The organism is Mycolicibacterium mageritense, from assembly GCF_010727475.1.
GTDB lineage: Bacteria > Actinomycetota > Actinomycetes > Mycobacteriales > Mycobacteriaceae > Mycobacterium > Mycobacterium mageritense.
This window is the reverse complement of the sequence record NZ_AP022567.1, coordinates 3,460,740-3,473,702: the sequence shown is the minus strand read 5'-3', so window position 1 is coordinate 3,473,702 and position 12,963 is coordinate 3,460,740. Positions and strand designations below refer to the sequence as shown.

The window sequence follows — 12,963 nt, the reverse complement described above, 5'->3', positions numbered from 1 at the left end:
GTGCGGATCGTGATGAGCGCTTGCGCGAAGCCCGATCACCTGCGATGGGCGCTTGCGCGAAGAGCCGATCATCTAGACAGAGATTAGAACACGTTACGATTTGTGTCGAGTAGCGCCTGGCTGCAAGCGCTGGACCTGGGCAACTATGGTTTTGTAACCTGTTCTAGTTATGAGGCGAGAAAGGATCCCACTGTGACCGATGAGCCGCTGGGCAGCCATGTGCTGGAACTGCAGGTGGCTGCGGTCATCGAGGAGACCGCCGATGCCCGCTCTCTGGTGTTCTGTGTTCCCGACGGATCCGAGCTGTCCCCGGACAAGCTGCGGTACTCGCCGGGCCAGTTCCTGACGCTGCGCGTGCCCAGCGACCGGACCGGATCCGTGGCCCGCTGCTATTCGCTGTCGAGTTCACCCGCGACCGACGACCAGCTGACCGTCACGGTCAAGCGCACCGCCGACGGCTACGCATCGAACTGGCTGTGCGACAACGCCCACACCGGCATGCGCATGCACGTGCTGGCACCGTCCGGCAATTTCGTCCCCAAGGATCTCGACGCCGACTTCCTGCTGCTCGCAGCGGGCAGCGGCATCACGCCGATGATGGCGATCTGTAAGACAGCGCTGGCCGAGGGCAACGGCAAGGTCACGCTGATCTATGCCAACCGTGACGAGAATTCGGTGATCTTCGGGGCCACGCTGCGTGAGCTGGCCGCCAAGTACTCCGACCGGTTGACCGTGGTGCACTGGCTCGAGACCGTGCAGGGCCTGCCGAGCGCGGCCGCGTTGGCCGGGCTGGCCGCGCCGTACACCGCGCGCGACGCCTTCATCTGCGGTCCCGGCCCGTTCATGGCCGCCGCGCAGGAGGCACTGCGCGAGGCGGGAACGCCCGACGAGCGCATCCACATCGAGGTGTTCAAGTCGCTGGAGAGTGACCCGTTCGCCGCCGTGGTCATCGAAGAAGACGACAGCGACCAGGGGCCGGCCACCGCGATCGTGACGCTCGACGGAACGACCCACGAGGTCCGCTGGCCGCGCTCGGCCAAACTGCTCGACGTCCTGCTCGACAAGGGGCTGGACGCACCGTTCTCGTGCCGGGAGGGCCACTGCGGGGCGTGCGCGGTGCTCAAGAAGTCCGGTGAGGTCGACATGGAGGTCAACGACGTGCTCGAACCCTCCGATCTGGAAGAGGGTCTCATCCTGGGCTGCCAGGCCACGCCGGTGACGGATTCAGTAGAAGTCACCTACGACGAGTAACGAGCGGATACCTTTCTTGACGATGAACAGGCTCACAGCAGCGAGCGCGGCGGCCCTGCTGACCGCTGCTGCGTTGACCAACCCCGCGTCGGCCTCGGCCGCGTCCAACTCGGCCACCGCGTCGATTCCCGTCGACCCGGCGACCCAGATCGAGATGCACGTCGACGCCAACTGTGCGGGCACCATGTGCACGTTCCGCACGAGCGCCAACCTGCTGGGCCCGGACGGCCCGACGGGCTTCCCCGGCGACACCTGGGCCCGGCAGACCATCACGCTGCGCAGCATGAACAGGGACGTCTGGCAGGAGGCCTCCTACAGCGCACCGGCGGGCATGCCGCGCGAAGTCAAGGGCGCCAATCACGACAACGTGCTGTCTCGAATGTTGAAGTCGATCAACAACGTCGAGATCTCGGTGACCTACTTCGGCGGCGGGCCCATCGAACGCTTCACGGTCGACGGCGACTCGTCGCCGACCGACTGGAGCACGGGTCAACCGAACACCAAGGCCGACTTCATCGCGTGCTCATTCATCCAGGTGGTCTACGGCGGCGTGAACCTCACCACCCCGACCGCCTGCGCCCAGACCACCTTCTGAGAGGTGCCGGCGCACCAGTCTGCGCCAACGCCGGTGCCGGTAGGCGTAGATGCCGCGCGCGAGCACGCTGACCATCCCGGTCAGCCGGCCTGCGTCGATCTCGACGGTGTCGCTGTAGCGGCACACGCCGTCTGCGACCGGTTCGACGTGCAGCGTGTGGTTCCAGGACCGCAGAACACCGCCGTGTTCGTGCGTGCGGATGGTGCGGGTGGCGTCGTCGATCGAGAGCACCTCGATGGTGTGCCGATAGGCCGGGATCACGTGGAACGCGAACAGCCAACCGGTGCCACGATCGCCGGCCCGGAACGGTTCGGTCCGGCCCGCGAGCATCGGCACGCCGAACAAGCCGCGGCAGACGTAGAGAAACGTCGGGATCTGCTGCATGGCCCGCCAGACCCGGTCGGTGTCGGTGGCCAGAACCGTCTCGGTATGCACGGTACGCACGAAAGAGCTCCTCTCCGTTAGGGTTACCTGATACTCGACCAGACCGGACCGGTTGACTACTCGCTTTTCCCGTGGAGGTGACGATGGCACCGCCCGACCGGTTTCGGCCCCGCAAGCAGCCCAGACAGCAGCGCTCGGCCGAAACCCGCCAGCGCATCCTCGACGCGGCTGCTCGCATTTTCGCCGAGTACGGCTACGCCGCGGGCACCACGAACCGCATCGCCGAAGCCGCCGACCTGTCGATCGGTTCGCTGTATCAGTACTTTCCGAACAAGGACGCGATTCTGTCGGCACTCACCGACGCGCACATCGACGCGGGCGCGGCACTGCTGACCGACCGCACGGCCGACGGTCTGCCCGAATCCCTCGACGAGCTGCTCCGGCTGTTCGTGCGGGCCGCGATCGACAACCATCGCGACGACACCCGGTTGCACCGCGTGCTGTTCGAGGAGGCGCCACGCTCACCCGCACTGTTGAATCGCTTGCACCACACCGAGGACGGCTCGGTGCAACTCGCACAGGCCCTGCTCGACAACCATCCCGACGTCACGGTCGAGGACACCGCGTTCGCGGCGCGCATGGTGGTCGCGACCATCGAATCGCTCACTCACCGGCTGCTGGCGTGCGAAAAGCCCGCCGACGCCGGGCAACTCGAGGACGGCATCGTTGCGATGCTGGCGGGGTATCTACGGGGTCACTAAACCTGCCGAGCAGACGCATAGGTACTCGGGAAAGCGCGTTCCCGGGTACCTATACGTCTGCTCGGCAGAGAAGGTGAGCTACCGCGGCAGGCCCAGGAGGCGCTCGCCGGCCAGGGTCAGCAGGATCTGCTCGGTGCCGCCTGCGATGGTCAGGCAGCGGGTGTTGAGGAAGTCGTGCACCTCGTGGTTGACCACGACGCCACCGCCATCGGAGAGCTCCATGCGGAACTCGGCGAGCGCCTGGCGGTACCGCACACCGATCAGCTTGCGGGCGCTGGCTTCCGCCCCCGGATCCTTGCCGCCGACGGCCAGCTGCGCGATCCGCTGATCCAGCAGTGAGCCCACCTGGGCGGCCAGGATCAGCCCACCCAACCGATCCTGATCGGCCGGATCCAGGTCGAGCGTGCTGACGGTGCGCAGCAGCTCTTCCATCGGATTGCCAAGGGCCGTACCGCCTGCCATCGCGACGCGCTCGTTGGCCAGCGTCGTGCGGGCCAGCCGCCAGCCGTCGTTGACGGTGCCGACGACCATCTCGTCGGGCACGAACACGTCGTCGAAGAACACCTCGTTGAACAGTTCGTCGCCCGTGATCTCCCGCAGCGGCCGGATCACGATGCCCGGTGAGCGCATGTCGATCAGGAAGTACGTGATGCCCTTGTGTTTAGGCGCGTCGGCGTCCGTCCGGGCCAGGCAGACGCCCCAGTGCGCCTTCTGCGCCGCCGATGTCCACACCTTCTGGCCCGTGAGCTTCCAACCACCCTCGGCGCGAACGGCTTTCGTGCGCAGCGCCGCCAGGTCGGAACCCGCACCCGGCTCGGAGAACAGCTGGCACCACGTCAACTCGCCTCGCAGCGTCGGCGGCACGAACTGCTCGATCTGCTCGGGCCTGCCGTGCTCGAGGATCGTGGGCACGGCCCACCATCCGATCACCAGGTCGGGGCGCTCGACCTTCGCGGCGGCCAACTCCTGGTCGATCAGCAGCTGCTCGGCAGGCCCGGCCGCCCGCCCGTACGGCCGGGGCCAGTGCGGCGCAAGCAGACCCGAGTCGGCCAGCGCGACCTGCCGCTTCTCGGCGGGCAGGGCCGCCACCTCGGCGACCGCGGCGCTGATCTCGGGTCGCAGATCCTCCACCGATTCCAGGTCGATCCGGAGCTCACGTCGCACGCCCTGCTGCGTCAGCGCCGCGACCCGGCGCAGCCACCGGCGCCGGCCACCGAGAAAGTGCGAAATCCCGTATGCGCGACGCAGATACAGGTGCGCGTCGTGTTCCCACGTGATGCCGATGCCACCCAGCACCTGAATGCAGTCCTTGGCGTTGACCTGCGCCGCGTCGATGCCCACGGCCGCGGCGATCGCGGCGGCGATCGACAGCTGCGGATCATCGGAACCAGCCGCGGCGCGTGCGGCATCGCCCGCCGACACCGCGGCCTGCTCAGAGCGCAACAGCATCTCGGCGCACATGTGCTTGACGGCCTGGAAGCTGCCGATCGGCTTGCCGAACTGCTCACGCACCTTGGCATATTCGGTCGCGGTCTGCAGCGCCCAGCGGGACAGCCCGGCCAGCTCGGCCGCGAGCACGGTGACGGCCAGATCCTCGAACCGCTGCACCGAGACGTCCAAAACCTCCGCGGGAGCCGAATCGAGCACAACGCGGGCCAGCGGAACCGAGAAGTCGGTTGCTGCCAGGGATTCGACGCTCACACCGTCAGCCTGGGCGTCGATCAGCACCACCGCGTCACCGGCCCGCAGCACCAGCACGCCTGCGGCGTCGGCACCCAACACATGGTCGGCTGTGCCGCTCGCGCGGTTCCCGTCGACGGCGACATCGGAACTCAGCGCGACACCGGCGGTCCGCTGCCCCGACATCAGCGCGTCGAGCAATCCCGGATCGGTCACCAGCAGGGTCGCCAGCGCCGTCGTCGCGACCGGCCCCGGCACCAGGGCAGCGGCGGCCTCGTCGATCATGGCGCACAGATCCTCGACCGAGCTGCCCGCACCGCCCGACTCTTCGGGAACGGCCACACCGAAGATCCCCAGTTCGGCGAACGCCTGATACGGCGCGCGCCAGGCTGCGGGATCGTGTTCGACCTCTCGCACGGCATCGATCGCCCCGGAAGCCGCGGCCCAGCTTCGTACCAGGTCGCGGGCAGCGGACTGCTCGTCAGTGACGGTAGCGGACAAGGTCGGCTCCTAGTCGTAGTGCGAGAAGTCCGTGCTTCCCACTAGAACGTGTTCTAATGGTGACAGTGTTCGACCGTCAAGTCGACCGGCGTTGTAGCAGGACACGTCCGTGTCTTACCGGCTCGGGGGTGAGAAAAAGGAGACCGGCGTGCGTATCGTTTTCCACGAGGTACGCAATGAGAAGGAGTCGCCAGCCACATGTCTGGGGTGTCGCAGTCAGCATCCACCGATTCGTCCTCGGGGGCGGACTCGCGCCCACGTGAGGTTCTGAACGTGGCAGTGCTCGCAGAATCCGAACTCGGCTCTGAAGCCCAGCGGGAACGTCGCAAACGAATCCTCGACGCGACCCTGGCCATCGCGTCCAAGGGTGGGTACGAGGCGGTTCAGATGCGTGCGGTGGCCGAACGGGCCGATGTCGCCGTCGGGACGCTCTACCGGTACTTCCCCTCCAAGGTTCACCTGCTGGTGTCGGCCCTCGGCCGGGAGTTCGAGCGCATCGACGCCAAGACCGATCGAGCCTCGCTGTCGGGAGGCACCCCGTATCAGCGGCTGAACTTCATGGTCGGCAAGCTCAACCGCGCGATGCAGCGCAATCCGCTGCTCACGGAAGCCATGACCAGGGCGTTCGTGTTCGCCGACGCGTCGGCCGCCGGCGAGGTGGACCACGTCGGCAAGCTCATGGACTCGATGTTCGCGCGCGCCATGAGCGACGGCGAACCGACCGAGGACCAGTACCACATCGCGCGTGTGATCTCCGACGTGTGGCTGTCGAACCTGCTGGCCTGGCTGACCCGGCGCGCGTCGGCGACCGACGTCTCCAAGCGGCTGGACCTGGCCGTGCGACTGCTCATCGGCGCCGAGGACCAACCTAAGATCTGACGGGTGAGCCTGCCTGCCGAACTGTCGCACGTCCTCACCCGAGCGGCCCTCGCACCCCGGCTGTTGGTCACGTCCGACTTCGACGGCACGCTCTCGCCGATCGTCAACAATCCCGCCGATGCGCGGCCGCTCGCGGACGCCGCCGAGACGCTCGTCGCGCTCGCCGGCCTGCCCGACACCGCCGCGGCGTTGATCTCAGGCCGCGCCCTCGACGTGCTGCGCAGTCTGTCGGGGATGCCCGCGTCGGTCCATCTGGTCGGCAGTCACGGCGCCGAGTTCGATTCGGGTTTCACCCACCCGATCGACGAAGCACTGCTCGGCACGATCGCCCGCGAACTGCAGTCGATCGCCGCAGACAGGCCGGGCGTCACCGTCGAACTCAAACCGGCCAGCGTCGCGTTGCACGTGCGCAACGCTTCGGCACCCGACGCCGACGCCGCACTGGCCCAGGCTCGCGCGGCAGCGCAGGCGTGGGACGCGCAGCTGACCGAGGGCAAGGCCGTGCTCGAGTTCGCGGTGATCACGACCGACAAGGGTGAGGCCATCGACATCCTGCGCAACGAGCACGACGCGTCGGCCGTGGTCTATTTCGGCGACGACGTGACCGACGAGAAGGCATTCCGACGTATGCGTGACAGCGACGTCGGCGTCAAGGTCGGCCCCGGCGAAACCCAGGCCGCGTACCGGATTTCCGCGCCCGAGGACGTCGCCGTCGCGCTGAAGTACCTGCTGGAGCAGCGTCAGGCCCGCTAGGCGGGCGGGCCCGACGTCCGGCCCCGCACCACCTCGATGTCGAGCACGTCGATCACCGGCAGACCCGACCGCGGCGGATTGTGCAGGATGTCCCCGGCACGCCTGCCCTTCTCGACACTCGACTGCACGACCGTGCTCAAACCCCGGCGCAACGCCTCCGGCACGCCGTCGAATCCCGTCACGGTCATCTGCCCCGGCACGTAGATGCCACGCGCACGCAGGTAATCCATGGCCGACAGCGCCAGCACGTCGGCCGTGCACATGAGCGCGGTGAGCCGCGGATTGGCCTCCAACGCGACCTCCGCGGCCGCGCCACCCGACGTCGGCAGGTGCTCGTAGCTCTCCACGACCGTCAACGACCCGGGATCGAGTCCGTAGCCGATCATCGCCTCATAGACGCCATGGATACGTTCGCGCTGCACGTGGAAATGTGGCGTGAGCAGCCGATCCGGGTCGGCCAGCGCCGGTTTCGGGTTGCCGTGCGGCCAGTCCCGGCCCAGCCGCATGGTGAGCAGACCGATGTCGCGGTGGCCGAGTTCGAGCACGTGTTCAGCGAGCTTGCGCATGCCGCCCCGGTCGTCGATCGAGATCCGCGAAACCCCCGGCACATCCTTGGGCTGGTCCACCACGACCACCGGAAGGTGCCGCTGCCGCACGATGGGCAGGTAGGGGTCGTCGTCGGAGGCCGAGTACACGACGAATCCGTCCACGCCGGCCGACAGCACCGCAGCCGAACCCTCCTCGAAGCTGCGGTTGGGGCCAACCGCGACCAGCAGCAGGCCCTGCCCGACCGCCTCACACGACTCGGCAAGACCGGCAACGAAATCCAACGCCGCGGGATCGCTGAAGGAGTAGTTGAGTGGCTCGGTGATCATCAACCCGACTGCGCCGGCCTTGCGGGTCCGCAGCGACCGTGCCACCGGATCGGGCCCCGGATAGCCCAGCCGCTTGGCGGCGTCGAAGATGCGCTCACGCAGATCCGCCGATAGTTGGTCAGGACGGTTGTAGGCGTTCGAGATCGTGGTGCGCGAAACCTTCAGTTCCGCCGCAAGGGAAGCCAGTGTCGCCCTCCTCGGCGGGTGGGGACTCCTCGGCATGCTTTCTGAGGCTAGTGGATGGCCCGCCGGACGGTCGCAGTCAGACGGTAATCGGGCGCGTCGGGTGAGTTACCCGGTTGAGCGTCCACACCACGAGCCAGATGACGCACGCGATGGTGACGATCACGAAACTCGGCGGCATGTTGAAGATCGCGGAAACCGCGAGCCCGGCCCACACCGAGACCAGGCTGATGCCGGTCGAGATCGCCATCGCTGCCAGCGGCTGAGCCGTCAGCATGATCGCGGTGGCGGCCGGGGTGACGACGAGCGCGAACAACAGCAGCGTGCCGACGGCCTGCACGGCCATGGTTACGGCCACGCCGAGCAGCGCCATGAACAGCACCGCGAGCGCGCGCACCGGAACCCCCTTGGCCTCGGCCACCTGAGCGTTGACCGATGCGAACAGCAAAGGGCGGTAGATGAATACGACCGTGGCGGCCAGCACCACCAGCAGCGCCGTGAACGTCAGCAGTTGCTGGTGGGTGATGGCCAACAGGTTGCCGAACAGGACGTTGGTCAGGGTCGACGAGTTCTTGGTGGCCAGCGAGTTGAAGAACAACCCGAAACCGGTGGCCAGCGCGAGCACTGTCCCGGTCGCGACTTCCCGGTCGTCAGCACGTTTTCCGAGCGCCCCGATGACCAGCGCGCCACCGATGCAGAACACCCCGAGGCCGAGCACGACGGGCAGTCCCACCAGAGCGGCGCCGGTCGCGCCGGGCAATCCGATGTGCGCCAACGCGTGCGCGGCGAACGCCGTATTGCGCACGATGATGAAGTAGCCGATCAAACCCGCCGCCAGGGCGACCAGGGTGCCGCCGAGCAACGCGTTGCGCATGAACGCCGACGTGAGGATCTGCCACCAGTTGTGCTGATAGCCCAACGCCATGCTGCCCGCGAGCAGGCCCGTCTGCATCACACGCTCCTCATGTACATCTGCCCCTGCAAGGTGTTGGCCACCTGCACCTTGGTGCCGTACAGGTGGGTCAGCAGATCAGCATCCACCACCTCGTGGATCGCCGCGTGGTGGGCATGGCCGTCGAGCAGGTAGATGGCGCTGTCGAGGACCGAAAGCAGTGGGTTGAGGTCGTGGGCGACAACGAGAATCGTGATGCCCAGCTCGTCGTTGAGCCGGGCCAGCAGCCGCACGATCTCATGTTGGTTGCGTAGGTCGAGCGCGGCCAGCGGCTCGTCGAGGATGAGCATCTTCGGGTGTCCCACAAGCGCATTGGCCAGCGCGATGCGCTGCCGCTGCCCGCCGGACAGCTGTGAGACCCGCATGTCGGCGAATCCGTCGGCCTCGACCCACTCCAGCGCCTCGGCGACGCGGGCCTTGTCGGCTCGCGTGGTGCGGCTGAAGCCCCATCGACGTCCGGTCAGGCCCAGCGTCACCGCGTCACGCGCCCGGATCGCCTCGCCGGCGCCTGCGACGTAATCCTGCGGCACATAGCCGATCACGTCGTTGCGTTCCCCGGGCCGGCTCCCCAGCACCCGCACCGAGCCCGACGCGACCGGCAGCAGTCCCAGCACGACCTGAAGCATGGTCGACTTGCCGGATCCGTTGGACCCGATCAGCGCGACGATGCCGCCTGCCGGGATCTCGAAGGTGCCCTCCGACCAGATCAGCCGTCCGCCGCGGACGACGCTGACATCGTCGAAGACCAGCGCGGGTTCGTCGTTACTGCTGGACACCAAGAGCCTTGGCCAGCGCGGTGAGTTGTGCCACCTGCCAAGCCTCGAACGAATCCGCTCCCGGCGCCACCGTTTCGGTCACATCGACCACGGGCACGCCCGCCTTCTCGGCCGCCGCGCGCAGCTGTTGCGGCACCGAGCCCTCGGTCTGGGTGTTGTAGATGAGCACGTCGACGCCCTTGTCGCCGAGCAGGCGCAGGAACGCGTCGAGGTCGGCCGGTGACGGGTCAGACTCATTCGACGACGCGACCTGGTAACCCGCGGGCGTGCGGTTGACCAGGCCCACGGCGCCCGCCATGTCGTCGAACACCGCCTCGCTGGCTGCGTAGGTCTTGCCCGACGCCTTGGCCTTGATGGTGTCGATGAGCTGCTGGTAGGGCTTCATCGAGTCGGTGAACGCGGTGCGCCGCTCGGCGAAGTAGTCCTTGGCGTCGGGCGCCAGCTCGCTGAGCTTCGCGGTCACCGCGTCGGCTACCGATGTCACCGCGGCCGGGCTGTACCAGGCGTGGGGGTTGACGCCTTCGGCGTGGTCGTCGCCATGGCTGTGGCCCTCGGCCGCATGGTCATGGTCGTCGTGATCGTCGCCCCCGGCGATCGCCTCGACGACGGGCGCATCGGGAGCCGAGCTCTGGGCCAGCTTGGCCGCCCACTCGTCGTAGTGGCCGCCGTTGATCACCACGAGTTGCGCGCCCTGGAACTTCGCGGCGTCCGACGGCGCGGGTTCGAAGTCGTGCGGGTCCACCGAGGAGCCGGCCAGCACCGTGGTCACCTTCGCGCACGCCCCACCCAGTTCGGACACGATGTCGCCCCACTGGTCGACGCTGACCACGACGTTGACGGGGGTGGTAGGGCAGTCACCTGCCGACTCGGTGCCGGTGGTCTCACCGGAACCGCAGGCAGCCAGAACGAACGGGGCGGTGAGTACCGCTGCGACAGCCAGGGTGCGAAGGTTCACGGGCAGGTTCACGGCGATAACGATAACCGTTTGCATTATCTCGCGCACATCCGGATCATGATTTATTGAAAATCATTTTCAGTAAGGAGCCCGATGTCCGATCTGCTGCCCGTCACCGTCCTGTCCGGCTTCCTCGGGGCGGGCAAGACCACCCTGCTCAACCACATCCTCGCCAACCGGGACGGCAAACGCGTCGCCGTGATCGTCAACGACATGAGCGAGGTCAACATCGACGCCGCGCTGATCGCCGGACAGGGCCACCTCGACCGCACAGAAGAGAAGCTCGTCGAGCTGACCAACGGCTGCATCTGCTGCACGCTGCGTGAGGATCTCGTCGACGCCGTCGGCGCGCTGGCCCGGCAGAACCGGTTCGACCAGCTGGTGATCGAGTCGACCGGAATCTCCGAGCCCATGCCCGTCGCGGCGACCTTCAGCTGGGAGTTCGACGACGGGTTCAGCCTGGGCGCGCTGGCGCGCCTGGACACCTTGGTGACCGTCGTCGACGCGTCGACGTTTCTCACCGAACTCGCGCGTGGTGAGGCACTGGCCGAGCGGCAGCTGACGGCAGGCCCTGGCGACGCCCGCAGCGTGGCGGATCTGCTGGTCGACCAGGTCGAGTTCGCCGACGTGATCCTGCTCAACAAGACCGACCTCGTGACCGCCGAACGGCTCGGGACGGTGGAAGCCGTTGTCCGGCGGCTCAACCCGACCGCCCGGCTGCTGCATACCGACCATGGCGTGGTGGCCCTGGACGAAGTGCTCGACACGGGCTTGTTCGACCCGATCGCCGCGGCCCAATTGCCCGGCTGGGACGAGGAGATCGCATCGGGCCACACCCCGGAGACCGAGGAGTACGGCATCGGGTCGACGACGTTCCGCGCCGATCGCCCGTTTCATCCACAGCGGCTGGCGTCCGTTCTGGACCAGGCCCAAGGTTTATTGCGCAGCAAGGGTTTCTGCTGGATCGCGAGCCGGCCGTCGATCGCCGCGATCTGGTCGCAGGCCGGCCCGAACCTGGTGATCGATCCCGCCCAGTTCTGGTCATCGACCGAGATCGAGCCAGGCCAGGAGATCGTGTTCATCGGCATCGGGATCGACTGGGCCGCGCTCGACGCAAACCTGCGGTCAGCGCTGCTGACCGATGCCGAGCTGGCCGACGGCGAGCAGGCGTGGCTGCGCTACCCCGATCCGCTGCCCGAATGGCATGTGACGCACGTGCATTCTCACTGAGGCGTTGCCGATTCAGTGCTCGTGGCCGACCACGCCGCTGAGTTCGTTCGGCGCGTGGTCGAGAGTCACCGACTTGGTCACCGAGCCGGATTCCACATCCACGATGTGCAGTTCCCGCGTGGCGGGGTCTGCGACGTAGACGTCGTGGCCGCGGGTGAAAACGCTGGGCCGCGGCTGCTGCCAGTCGTCCGGCTCGGTCCAGGCCTGCGTCACCGCAATGGTTTTGGCGGTGTCGCCGGTCGCCGGGTCGACGACGTGCAACTGACCGTCGGTGCCCAGGATCAATGCCTCGGCGTGCGGGCCGCGCGCAAGCGAACGGAAGGAGTAGCTGACCGACGGCGGCAACGTCACGAGACGCAGCTGATCGGCCGCGGTGTCGATCAGGGAGAATCGGTTCGGCCGTTCCAGCTCGGCATCGGGATCGACCTTGTAATCGCCCAGGGCCACAGGCGATTCGGGGTGGCCTTTCACCGTGCCGATGCGACCGTACGGATCCGGGGCGGCGATCTTGGTGAAGGCACGGTCGGCGTAGACCAAAGCGCCGTTCTCGCAGCCGAACACCACGGTCTCGCCGTCGGTGACAGTCTCGCCGTGAATGCCGGGGCATTCGGAGCTGCGGGCGATCTCGGCCTGGCCGGAGTCGAAGGCCACGGCACCGGACCGCTCGTCGGGGTCGCCCTCGCTGCGCAGCCAGCTGCCGTCTGCCAGGACGATCGCGACTCCGTGATGTGGCTTGGGTGACGACATCGTCGTGACCTGGGGCTTACCGCCGGCCAAGTCGTGCGGGTCGAACACCGTGACCTCACCGGATCCGTCGGCGAACAACGCGGTGCGCTCGCCGTGCGGGACCACGTGACCGGGCTCGGCTGCCGTGAACGTGGTTTCGGTGAGTTCACCCGCCGACGCATCGAGCACCCTGAACCCGTCGTTGGTCGTCACCAGCACGTGCGCATCGTCGCCGGCCGGGTTGACCCGCAGGAACCCGTCGAGCGGGATGTCGGCCTTGACCTCGAGCGTCTCACCGTCGAGCACGTACAACCCGCCGTCATAGGTGGCCACCAGCGGTTCGGCTATAGGCTCCTGGCGCGCTTGGCCGTTGTCACCGGCGCACCCCGCGAGCGTCGATGCCAATGCGAACGCGCCCAGCGCAGCGGTCAGTGGCAGGGGTTTGGCCATGTATCGGTCTCC

13 protein-coding genes are annotated in these 12,963 nt (G+C 67.5%); 6 read left to right on the top strand and 7 right to left on the bottom strand.

Going from position 1 to position 12,963, the window contains the following annotated elements; all coding sequences use genetic code 11:
- Positions 1-192: 192 nt before the first annotated feature.
- Complete coding sequence (locus G6N67_RS16640; protein ID WP_036432175.1) at positions 193-1,251, top strand: ferredoxin--NADP reductase; 1,059 nt, start codon at positions 193-195, stop codon at positions 1,249-1,251.
- Positions 1,252-1,273: 22 nt separating this feature from the next.
- Positions 1,274-1,846: a hypothetical protein gene (locus G6N67_RS16635; protein WP_036432172.1), complete on the top strand. Its 573-nt coding sequence runs from the start codon at positions 1,274-1,276 to the stop codon at positions 1,844-1,846.
- Here the strand turns inward: G6N67_RS16635 and G6N67_RS16630 are convergent.
- The gene (locus G6N67_RS16630) at positions 1,775-2,290 is read right to left on the bottom strand and encodes an Rv1443c family protein (protein ID WP_036432170.1); all 516 of its coding nucleotides are present in this window, start codon (positions 2,288-2,290) and stop codon (positions 1,775-1,777) included. The genes G6N67_RS16635 and G6N67_RS16630 overlap by 72 nt on opposite strands.
- 83 nt (positions 2,291-2,373) lie before the next feature.
- On the opposite strand from G6N67_RS16630, the gene G6N67_RS16625 reads away from it, so the two are divergent.
- Entirely contained in the window at positions 2,374-2,991 is a 618-nt protein-coding gene (locus G6N67_RS16625; protein WP_036435377.1) for a TetR/AcrR family transcriptional regulator, read from the top strand.
- A gap of 78 nt (positions 2,992-3,069) precedes the next feature.
- On the opposite strand, the gene G6N67_RS16620 is transcribed toward G6N67_RS16625, so the two are convergent.
- Positions 3,070-5,172, bottom strand: a complete 2,103-nt coding sequence (locus G6N67_RS16620) for an acyl-CoA dehydrogenase family protein (RefSeq protein ID WP_036432167.1) — start codon at positions 5,170-5,172, stop codon at positions 3,070-3,072.
- Positions 5,173-5,370: 198 nt separating this feature from the next.
- Here G6N67_RS16620 and kstR point away from each other — a divergent pair, with 198 nt between their 5' ends.
- Positions 5,371-6,051 (top strand): cholesterol catabolism transcriptional regulator KstR, encoded by a 681-nt coding sequence (gene kstR, locus G6N67_RS16615; protein ID WP_036432166.1) that lies wholly within the window; start codon positions 5,371-5,373, stop codon positions 6,049-6,051.
- A 3-nt stretch (positions 6,052-6,054) separates the two neighbouring features.
- On the top strand, positions 6,055-6,804 hold the full coding sequence (otsB, locus tag G6N67_RS16610) for a trehalose-phosphatase (RefSeq protein ID WP_036432163.1): 750 nt from the start codon (positions 6,055-6,057) through the stop codon (positions 6,802-6,804).
- On the opposite strand, the gene G6N67_RS16605 is transcribed toward otsB, so the two are convergent.
- From G6N67_RS16605 to G6N67_RS16590, 4 genes are read right to left on the bottom strand one after another with little or no spacing between them, the layout of a single operon-like run.
- Positions 6,801-7,901, bottom strand: coding sequence for an Rv3575c family transcriptional regulator (locus G6N67_RS16605; RefSeq protein WP_036432161.1), 1,101 nt, complete (start codon positions 7,899-7,901; stop codon positions 6,801-6,803). The genes otsB and G6N67_RS16605 overlap by 4 nt on opposite strands.
- A 40-nt stretch (positions 7,902-7,941) precedes the next feature.
- A complete protein-coding gene (locus G6N67_RS16600) occupies positions 7,942-8,814 on the bottom strand; it encodes a metal ABC transporter permease (RefSeq protein WP_036432159.1) in 873 nt (290 codons plus the stop codon).
- Positions 8,814-9,590 carry a metal ABC transporter ATP-binding protein gene (locus tag G6N67_RS16595; protein ID WP_036432157.1) on the bottom strand — a complete coding sequence of 259 codons (777 nt, stop codon included), beginning with the start codon at positions 9,588-9,590 and terminating at the stop codon, positions 8,814-8,816. Before G6N67_RS16595 ends, G6N67_RS16600 begins: the two co-directional genes overlap by 1 nt.
- Positions 9,577-10,581, bottom strand: coding sequence for a metal ABC transporter solute-binding protein, Zn/Mn family (locus G6N67_RS16590; protein ID WP_036435374.1), 1,005 nt, complete (start codon positions 10,579-10,581; stop codon positions 9,577-9,579). The genes G6N67_RS16595 and G6N67_RS16590 overlap by 14 nt, the downstream gene beginning before the upstream one ends.
- 57 nt (positions 10,582-10,638) lie before the next feature.
- On the opposite strand from G6N67_RS16590, the gene G6N67_RS16585 reads away from it, so the two are divergent.
- Entirely contained in the window at positions 10,639-11,775 is a 1,137-nt protein-coding gene (locus tag G6N67_RS16585) for a GTP-binding protein (protein ID WP_036432154.1), read from the top strand.
- Between the two features lie 12 nt (positions 11,776-11,787).
- On the opposite strand, the gene aztD is transcribed toward G6N67_RS16585, so the two are convergent.
- Positions 11,788-12,951, bottom strand: coding sequence for a zinc metallochaperone AztD (gene aztD, locus G6N67_RS16580; RefSeq protein ID WP_036432152.1), 1,164 nt, complete (start codon positions 12,949-12,951; stop codon positions 11,788-11,790).
- Positions 12,952-12,963: the final 12 nt, after the last annotated feature.

Coding starts and splice junctions, on each gene's coding strand:
- G6N67_RS16635 (WP_036432172.1), top strand. CDS start 1,274: ATGAACAGGCTCACAGCAGCGAGCGCGGCGGCCCTGCTGACCGCTGCT.
- G6N67_RS16625 (WP_036435377.1), top strand. CDS start 2,374: ATGGCACCGCCCGACCGGTTTCGGCCCCGCAAGCAGCCCAGACAGCAG.
- kstR (WP_036432166.1), top strand. CDS start 5,371: ATGTCTGGGGTGTCGCAGTCAGCATCCACCGATTCGTCCTCGGGGGCG.
- G6N67_RS16605 (WP_036432161.1), bottom strand. CDS start 7,901: ATGCCGAGGAGTCCCCACCCGCCGAGGAGGGCGACACTGGCTTCCCTT.
- G6N67_RS16600 (WP_036432159.1), bottom strand. CDS start 8,814: ATGCAGACGGGCCTGCTCGCGGGCAGCATGGCGTTGGGCTATCAGCAC.
- G6N67_RS16590 (WP_036435374.1), bottom strand. CDS start 10,581: ATGCAAACGGTTATCGTTATCGCCGTGAACCTGCCCGTGAACCTTCGC.
- G6N67_RS16585 (WP_036432154.1), top strand. CDS start 10,639: ATGTCCGATCTGCTGCCCGTCACCGTCCTGTCCGGCTTCCTCGGGGCG.
- aztD (WP_036432152.1), bottom strand. CDS start 12,951: ATGGCCAAACCCCTGCCACTGACCGCTGCGCTGGGCGCGTTCGCATTG.